This is a genomic window from Candidatus Planktophila versatilis (genome assembly GCF_002288105.1).
Taxonomy (GTDB): Bacteria; Actinomycetota; Actinomycetes; order Nanopelagicales; family Nanopelagicaceae; genus Planktophila; species Planktophila versatilis.
Genome location: NZ_CP016774.1, coordinates 1 through 15056 on the forward strand (window position 1 = coordinate 1; position 15056 = coordinate 15056).

Here is a 15056-nt window from a genome sequence, read left to right on the forward strand (position 1 = left end):
TTTCCGCCAATGAGGTCTACTTTGCGGGTTCTCCACAGGTTTCCGTCGAAATCGGTCTAATTTGAGGCTAAACCTCACCTTTAGACCACAGCCTGTGGATAACATTGTGGATAAGCCTGGGGGTGGGTAGATGGCAGTTGTAGATCTCGAACTCTCCCAATTATGGGCCCGCGTGGTCGAGCATGTTTCGGTGGGTGAACCTCAACACCGAGCATTCTTGGCGATGACCAAACCTTTAGGCCTTCTACAGAAAGAGGGTGGGGCGACCAGTCTGCTGGTTGCCGCCCCGAACGCCTTTGCAAAAGATGTACTTGAATCCCGTCTTCGCAGTGTGATCAATGAAGTGCTCACCGCCGAACTTGGCGAAAAAGCAAATATTGCGGTGATGGTCGATGAAACGATCGAGTTGGCCGATCTGCCTGCTCCTGCTGTTGCTGTTGAGGTGGTCCCCTCTCGTTCGGGTATGGGCCGCGATATCTCTGATGCTCCTAAATCAGATGAGCTATCCCAATTAAATGCGCGCTATATCTTTGAAACATTTGTTATCGGCTCTTCCAACCGCTTTGCCCATGCCGCAGCGGTGGCCGTGGCTGAGGCACCAGCAAAGGCTTATAACCCGCTCTTTATCTATGGGGAATCTGGCCTTGGAAAGACTCACTTGCTACACGCTATTGGTGCCTATGCCAAGGAGCTCTATGGCAATGTGCGTGTTCGATACGTATCTTCTGAAGAGTTCACCAACGACTTTATCAACTCTATCCGTGATGATAAAGCTACTGCTTTCCAGCGCCGCTACCGCGATTTAGATATTCTGCTGGTTGATGATATTCAGTTCTTAGAAAATAAAGAGCGTACTCAGGAAGAGTTCTTCCATACCTTTAACACTTTATATAACGCTAATAAGCAGATTGTCATTTCATCAGATCGCCCACCTAAGCAGTTAACAACTTTGGAAGATCGCCTGCGTTCACGATTTGAGTGGGGTTTGATTACAGATATTCAACCGCCTGAACTTGAAACCCGTATTGCGATTCTGCGCAAAAAGGCAGCCCAAGATAAGTTAAATGCGCCTGATGATGTTCTTGAATTTATCGCAAGTAAAATCTCTACCAATATCCGCGAACTTGAAGGTGCTTTAATCCGTGTTACCGCTTTCGCATCGCTAAACCGCCAGCCAGTTGATATGGGCCTTGCTGAAATTGTGTTAAAGGATTTAATCCCCACCAATGTTGCAACTGAGATAACAGCCCCAACGATCATGGCTCAGACCGCGGCCTACTTCAGCCTTACCCTCGATGATCTCTGTGGCACTTCTCGTTCTCGCGCATTAGTTAATGCTCGCCAGATTGCGATGTATCTATGCCGTGAGCTCACCGAGTTATCACTGCCTAAAATCGGGCAGACTTTTGGCGGGCGCGATCACACAACAGTGATGCATGCCGACCGAAAGATCCGGGAGTTGATGGCTGAGCGCCGCTCGATCTATAACCAGGTAAATGAGTTAACGACAAGAATTAAGCAGCAGACGAAATAGGTAGGGGTTAGGCGCTAATTGTCCGTTTTCACCCTCTTTACCCCCAAGGTGTGGATAAAGTGTGGATAACTGTGGATATGTTGGGTAAATATGTGTGTAAAGCAGGGACTACTAGAGAAGGTGTGGAGGTGTTGATATGGATCTAGTGTTTATTCACCTATTCACCCACAGCTTTACTGGGGTTTTCCACACCGCGGCGGGGTTAAATCTAGGCTCTGACCTGGGGTTTTACCTCTTACCCACAGTTTTACTCTGCGGTTATTACTACTACCTTTATATATATAAATCCCGTTTCCAAGCGGACCATCCCTAAATTAGAGTTAGTTCACTACATACAACCAATCTGATGAGTGCGAGGGCTACGGCGTGAAACTTACAGTGGATCAAAATTCTTTAACTGATGGGGTGAACTGGGTTTCTCGTTCACTCTCCACCCGCCCGATTAAAACTGAACTCCTCGGAATTAAAATCGATGCAACCGGCGATGAAGTCTTTCTCTCTGGCTCTGATTTAGAAACATCAAGCAAAGCACACTTCGCAGCCGACATCGCCAATAAAGGCGCAGTACTTGTTCCCGGAAAACTACTAGCAGAAATTTGTAGATCACTTCCTAATAAACCAATCACTATTTCATTAGATGGTACCCGAGTGCTTGTTACATCAGGCGCGGCTAAATTCACCCTCCCCACACTTTCACTCTCTGAATATCCAAACCTGCCAGAACTTCCTGAAACAACCGGCAGTGTGGCAAGTGACACTTTCGCAACAGCGGTAGCACAAGTAGCAATAGCTGCGGGGCGCGATGATTCACTACCAACGTTAACCGGCGTCCATGTTGAAATAAATGAAGACACCATCACACTCGCTGCAACAGATCGCTACCGCCTAGCGGTGCGCGAATTCAATTGGAGCCCGGCCACACCTGGTGTTTCAACGACAGCGCTAATGCGTGCTCGCACTTTAGCTGATGCCGCTAAATCACTTGTTGGAACAAAAAACGTCTCACTCTCTTTTGCGCCAGCAACATCGAATGATCGCCTTGCTGGATTTTCCGGCGATGGTAAAACAATGACATCAAGAATGTTAGATGGAACATTTCCCCCATACCGCCACTTACTACCGACCGAGATGACAACCACGGCTGTTGTGGAAGTAGCCCCTTTCCTTGATTCTGTGCGCCGCGTTGCGCTAGTAACCGATAAAACAGTTCCACTACGCCTTGAGTTTAAAGATGGCGGAGTATCACTTGAGGCTGGCGCGGGTGAAGAAGCGCAAGCAACAGAGACAATTAATGTGTTGTTAAACGGTGAACCTATTTCTATTGCTTTTAACCCGGTCTTTCTAGCTGATGGCCTACAAGCAGTTGGCACACCTTTTGTTCAGATCTCATTTACTGGTTCAAATAAACCAGCGATTCTCACCGGGCGCACCGAACCAAATGGTGCATCTATTGATAATTACCGCTATCTCTTAATGCCAATGCGCTACGCCTCATAGAGTAAAAACAACAATGCGCGTCACCAAGCTAGCGCTGACAAATTTTCGTTCATACCCACACCTTGAACTTGAATTTCCGGCAGGTCCTATTACTTTTATTGGCAATAATGGCAGCGGTAAAACGAATATTGCCGAGAGTTTGATCTATCTCGCCTACCTTTCATCCCACCGCGTTGCTAACAATCAACCACTGATTTCACTCGGTGCAGATCAAGCAATCATCCGTGCCGAAATCGAGAGCCAGAATCGCACACTGCAAGTCGACCTTGAGATCAACGCAACAAAAACAAACCGCGCAAGAATTAACGGCAATCCTGTTAAATCACAACGCGAGATATTAGGCGCACTACAAATTATTTACTTCTCCCCAGAAGATTTAGATTTAGTTCGAGGAGATCCCACCCACCGCCGTGATTTCCTGGATAAATTACTCATTACACAATCCCCACGTTTGGCTGGTGTGATCTCTGATTATGAACGCGTGGTAAAACAACGAAACACACTGCTAAAAACCAGGGCGCCAGAGAGCTCGCTTATCCCTTGGACAGAACAACTCATTTCCTATGGCGCACAGTTATCGGCAGAACGCATCAAGCTAGTGGATGACCTGAACCCATATGTGGCGGCAAATTATGAAAACCTCAATGAAGTTAAACCTGCCTCAATTTCTTATAAATCATCAACAGATAACTTGTCTGCAGATATTGCCCACAACATAGAAATGTTGACGCAACGACAGATAGAAGTAGCACGACAAGAACAAGATCGTGGTGTTTCACTCATTGGTCCACACCGTGATGACCTACATCTACAACTCGGTGATTTCCCAGCAAAAGGTTATGCCAGCCATGGCGAATCGTGGTCGATGGCAATCTCACTTCGTATCGGTGCCTACAACCTACTTAAATCAGAAGGCGCAGAGCCCGTACTCATCCTTGATGACATCTTCGCTGAACTAGACACCGCCCGCCGTCAACAACTCACATCGGTGACACAGATGGCCGAGCAAACATTTATCACAGCAGCTGTTGAATCAGACCTACCAGTCGAACTACTATCGGAGAAGTTCTATGTGAAGCCGGGGGTTGTTACCAAGTGAGTGAAAACCCCCAGAGCAAACGAGATTTTGCAGTAGATCTCTTTCGAAGTTATAAAACTGGATTTATTAAAAAGAAGAAAATTGTTGAACAGCGCTCAAACACCCCCGGAGATCCCACACTGATCTCTAATGTGTTGAGTGAACTCATCGAAGAACGTGATTGGAATTCTGGGTTAGCTGAAGGAACCCTCTTTGCCACCTGGGCCCAGGTAGTAGGTGCCGATATTGCCCAGCACACAACACCACTTTCACTTCTAGATGGCCGCCTGCTCGTGCAGTGCTCGTCAACTGCCTGGGCGACCCAACTCAATCTTGTCGGGCCCTCTCTACTTGAGACCATCAGGTCTAGTGCGCCAGGTGCCCTTGTGGAGTCCCTAGATTTCATTGGGCCTGCCGCCCCCAGTTGGAAGCGTGGCCTACGCACGATCTCCAATGGCCGCGGTCCCCGCGACACCTATGGCTAACCCCAGGGAATAAACCCCCGCTCCTTCCAGTTATATCCCTTGAAACCTGAGTCGACTCGACTCAACTCTTTGCGTAGAATCGACTCAGGTTACAAACCTCGACCCACCCTGGCTCGAGTGGAAATAACGAAATTAAAGAAGGAGCAAGACCATGGCTAGAGCAGTCGGAATCGACCTCGGAACTACAAATAGCTGCGTATCAGTACTTGAAGGCGGAGAGCCCACAGTTATTGCCAACGCAGAAGGCGCTCGCACAACACCATCGATCGTTGCCTTTGCAAAAAATGGCGAAGTTCTTGTTGGTGAAGTAGCTAAGCGTCAATCAGTGACAAACGTTGAACGCACAATTCGTTCCGTTAAGCGTCACATGGGTACTAACTGGTCAATCGATATCGATGGCAAGAAGTACACCTCACAAGAAATTTCAGCACGCGTTCTACAAAAGTTAAAGCGTGATGCAGAGGCCTACCTCGGTGAAACTGTCACAGATGCTGTTATTACCGTGCCCGCCTACTTCAACGACGCGCAACGCCAAGCAACAAAAGAAGCTGGCGAAATTGCTGGTCTTAATGTGCTTCGCATTATCAACGAGCCAACAGCTGCCGCTCTTGCCTATGGTTTAGATAAGGCAGATCAAGAACAAACCATTCTTGTATTCGACCTTGGTGGCGGAACCTTCGACGTTTCACTCCTTGAAATCGGAGATGGCGTTGTTGAAGTAAAGGCAACGAATGGCGATAACAACCTTGGTGGCGACGACTGGGATCAAGCACTTGTTGATCACCTTGTGAAGACATTCGGTTCTGCAAATGGCATCGATCTCACAAAAGATAAGATGGCGATGCAACGTATTCGTGAAGCTGCTGAAAAGGCGAAGATTGAACTTTCATCTTCCCAATCAGCAACTATCAACTTGCCATACATCACCGTTGATTCTGAGAAGAATCCACTTTTCCTTGATGAAACAATTACCCGCGCACAGTTCCAAACACTTACTGCAGACCTACTTGAGCGCTGCAAAAAGCCATTCCAAGCTGTCCTTAAGGATGCTGGAATTCCTATTGCAAATATTCAATCAGTGGTACTTGTTGGTGGATCAACTCGTATGCCAGCAGTGGTTGACTTGGTACGCGAACTTACCGGTGGAAAAGAGCCAAATAAAGGCGTAAACCCCGATGAAGTAGTTGCAGTGGGCGCATCCCTTCAAGCTGGAGTACTTAAGGGTGAAGTAAAAGATGTGCTTCTCCTTGATGTGACACCACTTTCACTTGGCATTGAAACCAAGGGTGGTGTGATGACAAAACTCATCGAACGCAACACAACTATTCCTACCAAGCGCAGTGAAATCTTCACCACAGCTGATGACAATCAGCCTGCTGTTCAGATTCAGGCCTACCAAGGCGAGCGTGAAATGGCTGCTTATAACAAGAAGCTAGGCATGTTCGAACTCACCGGAATCGCACCAGCACCTCGCGGAGTTCCGCAAGTTGAAGTGACATTTGATATCGATGCCAACGGAATCGTTCATGTATCTGCAAAAGATCTTGCAACCGGCAAAGAGCAAGGTATGACCATCACAGGTGGCTCTGCTCTTTCTAAGGACGAGATCGCGCAGATGATGGCAGATGCTGAAGCACACGCTAATGAAGATAAGCAGCGTCGTGAAGAGGCAGAGATCCGCAACACCGGAGACTCACTTGTCTATCAGACTGAGAAGTTCTTAACAGAGAACGCAGATAAGTTCACCGAAGGTGAAGCTGCAACAAAGAAGACTGAACTAGATGAGGCACTTGCTGAACTTAAGACTTCTCTTGGCGGTGCCAACTTCGAATCAATTAAGTCAAATACTGAGAAAGTTTCGACAATCTCACAAGCACTCGGTGCGCTCATGTATGCAAATGCCGGAGCTCAAACTGATGGAGCAGCAGCAGGGTCGGAAGATCATGTTGAAGACGCTGAAGTTATTGATGCCGAAGAAGCTAACTAATGTCAGAAACGACAGAGGAAGTTGTTGAAGAAACAACTGCTGTTGTAGCAGAAGTTGTAGAGGAGGCTGCGCCGGTTCTCGAAACAGACCCGGTTGCAGCCCTCACAGTTGATTTACAACGACTTCAAGCAGAGTATGCCAACTACCGAAAGCGGGTAGAGCGCGATCGCACCCTGGCCCATGAACTAGCGATTGGTTCTGTTCTTACCGAACTTCTTGCAATTTTAGATGACGTTGACCGCGCAAGTGAGCACAACGAACTCACTGGGGGCTTTAAGGCTGTGGCAGATCAGTTAACTGCAATTACCAACCGCATTGGGTTGGAAAAATACGGTACTGAAGGTGAAGTTTTCGATCCACAAATTCACGAAGCTTTGTTACACGACACATCACCTGAAGTCAGCGTTCCTACTGCATCAAAGATTTTGCAACCAGGTTATAAGTTCAAAGAACGCATCTTGCGCCCGGCACGCGTTGCAGTGACTGACCCAGAAAACTAATTAGTTATGGCTGCCAAGGATCTCTATGAGAAGGATTTCTACCAGGTCCTTGGCGTCGATAAAAAAGCTAGCGCCGATGAAATCAAGAAGAAATACCGCTCCTTAGCACGCGACCTACACCCTGATAAAAATCAAGGAGATGCCGCACTTGAAGAGAAGTTCAAGGCTGTCTCTGAGGCCTATGACATTCTCTCTGATTCAAAAAAGCGCGCAGAGTATGACGAAGCGCGTTCCATGTTTGAACGCGGTGGATTTAGAGCACCCACCGGTGGACAAAACTTCCAAGGTGGAGATTTCAACGACATCTTTGGTGGTGGCAACCCACAAGATATTTTTGCCAATCTCTTTGGCGGTGGCGGCAGGCGCGGCCCACGCAAAGGCTCTGACCTACAAACAGAGTCAGCTATTACATTTAAAGAGTCAGTATTTGGCACAACTCTTGATCTCAAACTCAACACCGATGGCAACGGGCCACAGAACATTTCGGCCCGCGTACCTGCTGGAGTAAATGATGGCGCCAAAATTCGGGTTAAAGGAAAAGGCGCACCAGGAGAAGCAGGCCCTGGAGATCTCTTTATTCAACTACAAGTTAAGCCTCACCCAATCTTTTCTCGCAAAGGTGAAAACTTAGTTCTCACACTCCCTGTTACTTTTGCCGAAGCAGCACTGGGTGCCGATATTAAAGTTCCCACACTTGCCGGAGATGATGTCACTGTGCGATTAGCAGCCGGTACTCCCACAGGTCGGGTCTTGCGGGTAAAAGGGCGCGGAATTAAGAAGGGCGCAATTACTGGCGATCTACTTGTCACTATCGAGGTGCAAGTGCCTCGAAAGGCAGAAGGTAAGGCGCAAGAGGCAATCAAAGCATTTGCCGCAGCAACTGCACACGAAGATGTGCGCGCCGAATTTATATCTAAGGCAAAGCTATGACAAAAGATTTGCCACAAGAAGATCATCCAGATGATGATGCTGGACTTTATGTAATTTCAGTTGCAGCAGAACTTTCCGGGCTACACCCACAAACTCTGCGCCAATACGATCGCTTAGGTTTGGTCTCACCAGATCGCACAGTAGGTCGCAATCGCCGTTACTCACTTCGCGATATTGCATCCCTTCGCATGGTGGGTCGTCTTGTCGGTGAAGGAATTAATCACGCGGGTATTAAGCGAATTATTGAGTTAGAGACTGCTGTTGCAAGTATGGCGATGGAGGTTGCAAAGCTGCGCATTGAAGTAGATGCACTGCTGGTGGAGAATCCGCCAAAAGGGCTAGCAACACGCAAGAAGAGCGATGTCATCATTTACAAAGAAGAGAATTAAGCGTTCAAGAATTTAGTTCGTCCAGCCCACTTTCCTAAAACCGGTTCTACCGGTGATTTCAATACGCCTTCAAGTAGTGCCGCATAAACATCTCGGAAGTCGGTCGTCACCGCCAAATCACCTTTGATGAGATTTTTTAAGGAAGGTTGGTCTCCATAAAATCCACCTGCGACTCGGTCGCCAATGACAAACATCGGCCCTGAAGTTCCATGGTCTGTTCCTTGGGATCCGTTTCCAACCACGCGACGCCCAAATTCACTGTAAACCACCACTGTTACATCACTAGCTCGAGTGGTGGACTTCAGCTGGGTAAAGAAGCGCGAAATTGAATCAGAAACAACCCCCAAGAGTTCTGCTTGTGCGTTCGCCTCATTAGCGTGTGTGTCGAACCCGCCTAACGAAACTGACCACACTCTTGTTGGAGCTCCGGCCGAAATCAATTTAGAGACCACATCTAACTGTTGTGCGAGATCGCTATCACCCCCGGCATTCCCGCCATTAACTGTAGGCAAATCAGGAATCGAAGGAGCAGGTGCTTTCAAAATAGGTTGAACAGTTGACGAGACTGAGAAAAGATTGCGCATAGAGGTAGCAGCCGCAGCCATGAGTGGAGAATCAGTCCTTGACTTACTAGCTAGTTTCAAACAATTTTGACCAATTGAACCCTTAGGAATGAGGAGTCCGCCGAGAGGCAATACCGAACCAGATCTTTTAGCCCCAGCAAATAACGGGGGCAACACAGAACCTAGCGAGATTGCAAGCATTGAATCTTCTGCCTGACCATCAATCCAGCGCCCAAGCCACCCAGTGCTGATCTGATTAGTAGGTGAGGCGCTCTGCCACTTTGCCATGGATGAAAAGTGAGAGCGATCAGGATTTGGGTAACCAACTCCACGAATGATTGCGACTTTTTTCTGGTCCCACAAAATTTTAAGATTTTTCATTGCAGGATTCAGGGCCAACTCTGCATCCAATGGCAACATCGTTTCTGGGCTATATGAAATTTCAGGACGAGACGAAAAATAGATTGGGTCTGTATAAGGAATTACTGTGTTTAACCCATCATTTCCACCGTAGAGCGTGACCATTACAAGAATTGGGGTGCCTGCGGCGAGCGGTCGACTTATTGCTGCTTGGGCAATTTCATCAACACTCAGTAGCGAAGCGCTAGCACCAACAGCCACAGTGCCGGCGGTTAACCTCAGGAATTTTCTACGGGTTATTGTGTCCATGTCATCCTCCTAGGCATTCACTACATACTCGGGGCTACACAACGCCAAGACGGCAAATTCCATCGGGTCACTTAGCGAATTACGTAAAGCTGCTTGAGTTCTCGGACTCCATTGCGCAACACCTAACCAATCGGCACTGGATAGAACTCGACGTTCAACTGGAATCTCCAGCAATCCTCGTAATTGGCTCTGTTTTACCAACCAGGTAGCAAAAGCAATCCGATATTGGGCAGATGCTGAAGATAACCAAGCCTCCCCAGAAGGCCACCCGCCAACACTTGGTGGGTAAAACGGAATCTGCCCTAATTTATTCAAATAATTCTTCAACTGGGCAGGCGTTTTTAACTTAGATGGAGTCAGTTCCAGAGCTCGCGCGGCGGAGATAAACCAATCCACCGGGGATTTAACCATTGCATTTTTAGGATCTCGCATCGCAGAATCTTTTGCTATGGCTGCTACCACGCTGGAAATTTCACGATTAGCAAATGATTGGATCCCGGCAAAATTATTTGGCATCGCTTCTGTGCTTGATATGAAGCGATACCAAAGCCTTTCCGAAATGAAACGAGCACAGTCATCTCTTGCTACTAGAAAATCTGAGACTTCCTCACCAGTAAAATGCTTTGTCGTCCCCAACAAAGTTACTGCCTTTGTATCATGCCGCTTAAGGTTGAAGGTAACGGTGCCGGAACTGTTTGCGACTTGATATCCAGTCAATGAGCGCGCTATAGCTTTAACATCATCTTCGGAATATCGGTTTACGCCAAGAGTAAATAGCTCCATGAATTCACGGCCAAGGTTTTCGTTAGGCGACTTGAAGGTGCTCTCTTGACCATCTAACCAATATTGCAAGGCACCGTCAGTGAGCATTGCCCGCGACATCTCAGCAAAGTTACCTAGCGCGTATTTTCGAAAAGTTTCATTCTGCTTATACATAGGCAGCGGATGGTTTATCTTCGAAATCGAAGTGGCCCAATGGCCGTGCCAAAACCAAGTCATTCGCTCCGTGAGCCCGTTATCACCAAGGGCCATCCGATCCATCCACCAAGAAATAAGGTTTTCTGTCTGGGTTTTCATCCCAACAATAAAGGGGATTATTTCTGTATTATTTGGCTCAGGCCGTTTACCCAGATCCGTAAAAGTTGGAAGCGTGATTGACGCTAATCCAAAATCCGCACTGGGAACTGTTAAGAGCGAGTCACGTGTCGCCGGGACACCCTGCTTCAAGTAAGTAGTGAATTCACCAACACGTGGCCCAAAACCAAACCGGTGCACTAACCGAGAAGTCTCTAATCGGTCTAAGTTCACGAGACCACGTTAACAATGAAGTACTGAAGCGGTAAGGTTCAAACATGAATTCTAAGGGTATTCTCCGGGAACAAATCCTCAACAAAGCTGTTGTCCACGGCAAAGTGATCTTGTCTTCCGGTATCGAAGCTGATTACTACGTAGACCTTCGCCGCGTCACACTCGATCATGTGGCAGCCCCACTTGTGGGTGAAGTGATGTTAGAGCTAACGAAAGATTTAGATTATGAAGCAGTAGGTGGGCTCACATTGGGCGCCGACCCGGTTGCAACAGCGATGATGCATGTGGCAGCGCGTAACGGTAAAAACATTGATTCTTTTGTAGTTCGCAAGGCCGAGAAAGCACATGGCCTACAACGACGCATTGAAGGACCAGATGTGAAAGGAAAGAAAGTATTGGCTGTGGAAGATACTTCAACAACAGGCGGCTCAGTTCTCACCGCCGTTGAAGCACTCGTTGAAGCGGGCGCAATCGTTGTGGGTGTTGCGGTCATTGTGGAACGTGGAGCCAAGCAGAAGATTTTGGATGCAGGGTACAAGTACTACGCAGCCTATTCACTACAAGATTTAGGCCTGTAGTTACTTCATATACCGCTTAGATTGCCACTCTCTAAAGATTTCAATAGCCAGCGGCACTAGCGAAATCAACACGATTAGGCCAACGACACCATAAAGATAATAATTTGCCGAGTTACCTAAAACATCACCCAAGAGATAACCAACCCCAATTGCAACCTCTGTCCAAATAATTCCACCGATAGCGTTCCAGGTTGAGAATGTTTTTCGCTCTAATTGCACAACACCGCAGACCGGGTTGATAAGAGTTCTTCCAAAAGGAATAAAACGTCCGAAAACCAAAGCTTTCCGAGGGCCATACTTTCTTAACCACTTTTCAACAGTTTGCACCATCTTTTGGTTAAAGAAGCGACTATCTGGACGATCGAAGAATTTTCTGCCGTAGGTCCAGCCAAACCAATAACCAACCTCACCACCAGTTATTGCAGCTATCGGTGCGAGGATAAACAACAACGGTGTGGATAATTTAGCGTCTCCCAAAATATCGGCACCTGCGCCAGAAGCAGCAATACCGGCTAGAAAGACAACCTCACCGCCGGGAAAGACTAAACCAATTAAAAGCCCGGTCTCCATAAAAATAATGCCAAGGACCCCAATCAACCCCAAAGTGGAAACCACAGAATTGGCGTCCAAAAGGTTTGTCAAGAATTCCATGAGTCCGAGGGTAAGGTAACCGCCGTGATTACGCATCCTTCTGGCGCGCTCGGTGATGAAAAATATCGTCCGCAATTTCACTTCGCCCCTGAAAAAAATTGGATGAATGACCCCAACGGACTTATTTACTACAAAGGCGAATATCACCTCTTCTTCCAACACAACCCAAAAGAGAATGTATGGGGAAATATGTCGTGGGGCCATGCAGTAAGCCCTGATTTATTTTCATGGCAAGAGCTACCTGTGGCTATTACCTGCACAGAAGAGACCGGGATATTTTCCGGAAGTACAGTTATTGATTACACGAATTCAACAGGCTTTGGAAGCGTAGAAAACCCGGCAATGGTTGCGATTTACACCGAGCACAAAAATGACAAAAGCAAGCAATCTCAATGCTTAGCCTTCAGCCTTGATAACGGTAGAACATTTACTAAATATGAAGGAAATCCAGTTCTTGATATTAACTCCCCAGATTTTCGCGACCCTAAAGTGCAGTGGGTAGAAAACCAATGGCTGATGACAATTGCACGACCAGATCTGCACCAGATTTCTTTCTTCACTTCACATAACCTCAAAGAGTGGAAACACCTCAGCGATTTCGGCCCAACTGCAGAAGTCGGTGGATGTTGGGAGTGCCCAGACCTATTTCAACTAGGGGATAAATGGGTTCTTATCGTTTCACTCAACCCAGGTGGTTATCAGGTTGGATCTGGAACGCAATACTTTCTTGGACAGTGGAATGGAAAAAAATTTATCGCAGATGATGTGAAAACAAGATGGCTTGATTATGGCCGCGATAATTATGCTGGCATTACATTTAACAACACACCGCAAGATCGCAGAATATTTCTTGGTTGGATGAGCAATTGGGAATATGCCCACACCTTTCCTACCCAACCTTGGCGAGGGGCCATGACGCTACCGCGAGAACTTTCACTACACGGCGATCGCATTATTCAAACTCCAATTAACCACCCCAACGGTTTTCCTGAAGTTTCATTTACAACATCAGATGGCGCAATTCGCATCTGTGAAAACAATGAACGATATGTTGAAATCGGAGTGCGCAACCAAAAGTTATATATAGATACATCGCGTGCATGGTGCGATCTAGATGCACCGACACTGCAAGAGATTGCAATCGAAAAAGGCGAGATTGATATTCGCGTAATTGTCGATCGCGGTTCAGTTGAAGTCTTTGCAGTTGGTGGGGCAATCGTCCTGACGAACTTGGTCTTCGTTGAGACCGCCCTAACCTCAGTCCAGCCCCTGGCTGGCGCAAATAACCTCAAGGTCGCAGGACTGCAAACCACCCACGCGTAAACTGCAAAAATCCGCAAAAAAGCGTTGTAGGAGCGTTATTGCCCAACCTCTCAAACCCTTCGCATCTGGCTTTATCGTTTTCCCACAGTCGGCCAACCTAGGACGCCGGCTAACCGTCGAAAGGAAACACTTCATATGAAGAAGTCAATGAAACTCGGAGCACTCGCTCTAGCTTCAACGCTTTCTTTGTCATTGATTGCGGTTGCTACACCATCAGCATCTGCAAACACATGCCCAAGAAAAGCGACAGTAACAATGCTCGGAACAATCAAGCCTGAAATTCAGGATCAGTTCCTTGCAGCAGTTGCTGATTACAATAAGTCACAAAATTGCTACACAGTTAAGTCAGTTCCTGGCGATCGCAAGCTCACATTCCTTCAGAACGTGACACCAATGTACGCAGCTAAGAACGCACCAACAATCATGTACACACTTCAAGAGATTCCAGATATGGCCGACAAGGTTTTGGATCTCAAGTTAACACCGCTTGCACGTCTTGTCTCTAAGAGCCTGCTTGCATCAGGTAACGTCAACGGACGTCAAGTTGGTGTTCCATCAACAGCTGAAGCATTCGGACTTCTTTACAACAAGAAGGTTCTCGATAAGGCTGGCGTAGACCCATCAAAGATTGCAACGCGCGCAGACCTCGAAGCTGCATTCAAGAAGATCGAAGCTTCTGGTAAGAAGCCACTTCACTTCTCAGCTATCTGGTGGTCACTTGGTGCACACTTCACAAATATCTTCCACACCAATGTAGGAAAGACAAAAGAAGCTCGTCTTGCAGGCTTGGATGCTCTTGTAGCTGGAAAAGCAGACCTTGCAAATAACGCTACCTTCAAGAACTGGGTAGCGACCATGGATCTTCTTAAGAAGTACAACGCAGGCAAGGTAAATCTCACAGATACCGAATATGACGCTTCAATCGCCAACCTTGCAGGCGGCGACTTCGGATTCATGTTCCAAGGTAACTGGACAGAGCCAAACTTGATCACAGCCTCAAAGGGCGATGATTTCGGTCTCATGCCTCTTCCAATCAGCAACAACGCCAAGGATTACGGTAACGATTCAATTCCTGTCGGTGTTCCTGGCTACTTCATGATCGATGCACAGCAGTCAACAAAGTGGGAGCAAAAGGGTGCACTCAGCTTCCTAACCTGGCTCTACACATCTCCAGAAGGACAGAAGCGTGTAGCTGGTCCAGTTGAAGAAGGCGGCATGAGCTTCATCCCTGTTTACAAGGGCTTCAAGATCGAGCCAAAGACTTACATGGCGAAGGAAATTTCAAAATTTGCTTCGGCAGGTAAGACTCTTGACTGGATGAACTCTTACTACCCAGCTGGCCTCCAAGAGGAAGTTGGAAAGGTATCTATGCAGCAGTACTTCACCGACAAGATCAGCGCAGCTGACCTTGCTAAGGCGATTGAAGCTGCATGGAAGGGCAAGCCAAAGACTTGGCGTGGAGAAGCTGCTTAATAGCACTTCAACCACTTTAACGTCTAAAAAGAAGTAAATAGAATCATCCCGGGGCGAGGAAACTTGCCCCGGGATGATTTCACTTAGGAAG

Annotated in this window: 14 protein-coding genes; 11 read left to right on the top strand and 3 right to left on the bottom strand. The window is 47.4% G+C overall.

The genetic code is table 11. The annotated features are described in order from the left end of the window. Nucleotides 1-130 precede the first annotated feature (130 nt). The 8 genes from dnaA to A1sIA79_RS00040 all read left to right on the top strand — a co-directional run bounded on the left by dnaA (nucleotide 131) and on the right by A1sIA79_RS00040 (nucleotide 8400). Nucleotides 131-1534 (top strand): chromosomal replication initiator protein DnaA, encoded by a 1404-nt coding sequence (dnaA, locus tag A1sIA79_RS00005; protein ID WP_095674213.1) that lies wholly within the window; start codon nucleotides 131-133, stop codon nucleotides 1532-1534. A gap of 366 nt (nucleotides 1535-1900) precedes the next feature. Next, complete coding sequence (gene dnaN / locus A1sIA79_RS00010; protein ID WP_095674214.1) at nucleotides 1901-3031, top strand: DNA polymerase III subunit beta; 1131 nt, start codon at nucleotides 1901-1903, stop codon at nucleotides 3029-3031. A 13-nt stretch (nucleotides 3032-3044) separates the two neighbouring features. After that, complete coding sequence (recF, locus tag A1sIA79_RS00015; RefSeq protein ID WP_095674215.1) at nucleotides 3045-4130, top strand: DNA replication/repair protein RecF; 1086 nt, start codon at nucleotides 3045-3047, stop codon at nucleotides 4128-4130. Next, the gene (locus tag A1sIA79_RS00020; RefSeq protein WP_095674216.1) at nucleotides 4127-4594 is read left to right on the top strand and encodes a DciA family protein; all 468 of its coding nucleotides are present in this window, start codon (nucleotides 4127-4129) and stop codon (nucleotides 4592-4594) included. The genes recF and A1sIA79_RS00020 overlap by 4 nt, the downstream gene beginning before the upstream one ends. Before the next feature lie 151 nt (nucleotides 4595-4745). Further along, the gene (gene dnaK / locus A1sIA79_RS00025) at nucleotides 4746-6581 is read left to right on the top strand and encodes a molecular chaperone DnaK (RefSeq protein ID WP_095674217.1); all 1836 of its coding nucleotides are present in this window, start codon (nucleotides 4746-4748) and stop codon (nucleotides 6579-6581) included. Further along, nucleotides 6581-7081: a nucleotide exchange factor GrpE gene (grpE, locus tag A1sIA79_RS00030; protein WP_095674218.1), complete on the top strand. Its 501-nt coding sequence runs from the start codon at nucleotides 6581-6583 to the stop codon at nucleotides 7079-7081. The genes dnaK and grpE overlap by 1 nt, the downstream gene beginning before the upstream one ends. Before the next feature lie 6 nt (nucleotides 7082-7087). Next, a complete protein-coding gene (locus tag A1sIA79_RS00035) occupies nucleotides 7088-8011 on the top strand; it encodes a DnaJ C-terminal domain-containing protein (protein WP_095674219.1) in 924 nt (307 codons plus the stop codon). Then, the gene (locus tag A1sIA79_RS00040; RefSeq protein ID WP_095674220.1) at nucleotides 8008-8400 is read left to right on the top strand and encodes a heat shock protein transcriptional repressor HspR; all 393 of its coding nucleotides are present in this window, start codon (nucleotides 8008-8010) and stop codon (nucleotides 8398-8400) included. The genes A1sIA79_RS00035 and A1sIA79_RS00040 overlap by 4 nt, the downstream gene beginning before the upstream one ends. Here A1sIA79_RS00040 and A1sIA79_RS00045 read toward each other — a convergent pair. Then, complete coding sequence (locus A1sIA79_RS00045) at nucleotides 8397-9632, bottom strand: DUF1501 domain-containing protein (protein WP_095674221.1); 1236 nt, start codon at nucleotides 9630-9632, stop codon at nucleotides 8397-8399. The two genes, A1sIA79_RS00040 and A1sIA79_RS00045, sit on opposite strands and share 4 nt — an antisense overlap. Before the next feature lie 9 nt (nucleotides 9633-9641). Next, nucleotides 9642-10907: a DUF1800 domain-containing protein gene (locus A1sIA79_RS00050; RefSeq protein ID WP_236857922.1), complete on the bottom strand. Its 1266-nt coding sequence runs from the start codon at nucleotides 10905-10907 to the stop codon at nucleotides 9642-9644. A gap of 77 nt (nucleotides 10908-10984) precedes the next feature. Between A1sIA79_RS00050 and pyrE the strand changes: the two genes are divergently transcribed. Beyond that, nucleotides 10985-11518 carry an orotate phosphoribosyltransferase gene (pyrE, locus tag A1sIA79_RS00055; protein WP_095674223.1) on the top strand — a complete coding sequence of 178 codons (534 nt, stop codon included), beginning with the start codon at nucleotides 10985-10987 and terminating at the stop codon, nucleotides 11516-11518. Here pyrE and A1sIA79_RS00060 read toward each other — a convergent pair whose 3' ends face one another. Further along, nucleotides 11519-12169, bottom strand: coding sequence for a DedA family protein (locus tag A1sIA79_RS00060; protein ID WP_223298350.1), 651 nt, complete (start codon nucleotides 12167-12169; stop codon nucleotides 11519-11521). A 24-nt stretch (nucleotides 12170-12193) separates the two neighbouring features. On the opposite strand from A1sIA79_RS00060, the gene A1sIA79_RS00065 reads away from it, so the two are divergent. Together A1sIA79_RS00065 and A1sIA79_RS00070 are read left to right on the top strand one after the other, a co-directional pair. Continuing rightward, nucleotides 12194-13492 (top strand): glycoside hydrolase family 32 protein, encoded by a 1299-nt coding sequence (locus tag A1sIA79_RS00065; protein WP_095674225.1) that lies wholly within the window; start codon nucleotides 12194-12196, stop codon nucleotides 13490-13492. Nucleotides 13493-13627: 135 nt separating this feature from the next. Continuing rightward, a complete protein-coding gene (locus tag A1sIA79_RS00070; protein WP_095674226.1) occupies nucleotides 13628-14965 on the top strand; it encodes an ABC transporter substrate-binding protein in 1338 nt (445 codons plus the stop codon). Nucleotides 14966-15056: the final 91 nt, after the last annotated feature.

Bases quoted from the DNA above. Each gene is read 5' to 3' on its own strand.
- recF (WP_095674215.1), top strand. From the start codon at position 3,045: ATGCGCGTCACCAAGCTAGCGCTGACAAATTTTCGTTCATACCCACAC.
- A1sIA79_RS00040 (WP_095674220.1), top strand. From the start codon at position 8,008: ATGACAAAAGATTTGCCACAAGAAGATCATCCAGATGATGATGCTGGA.
- dnaK (WP_095674217.1), top strand. From the start codon at position 4,746: ATGGCTAGAGCAGTCGGAATCGACCTCGGAACTACAAATAGCTGCGTA.
- A1sIA79_RS00060 (WP_223298350.1), bottom strand. From the start codon at position 12,169: ATGGAATTCTTGACAAACCTTTTGGACGCCAATTCTGTGGTTTCCACT.
- A1sIA79_RS00070 (WP_095674226.1), top strand. From the start codon at position 13,628: ATGAAGAAGTCAATGAAACTCGGAGCACTCGCTCTAGCTTCAACGCTT.
- A1sIA79_RS00045 (WP_095674221.1), bottom strand. From the start codon at position 9,632: ATGGACACAATAACCCGTAGAAAATTCCTGAGGTTAACCGCCGGCACT.
- dnaA (WP_095674213.1), top strand. From the start codon at position 131: ATGGCAGTTGTAGATCTCGAACTCTCCCAATTATGGGCCCGCGTGGTC.
- pyrE (WP_095674223.1), top strand. From the start codon at position 10,985: ATGAATTCTAAGGGTATTCTCCGGGAACAAATCCTCAACAAAGCTGTT.
- grpE (WP_095674218.1), top strand. From the start codon at position 6,581: ATGTCAGAAACGACAGAGGAAGTTGTTGAAGAAACAACTGCTGTTGTA.
- A1sIA79_RS00035 (WP_095674219.1), top strand. From the start codon at position 7,088: ATGGCTGCCAAGGATCTCTATGAGAAGGATTTCTACCAGGTCCTTGGC.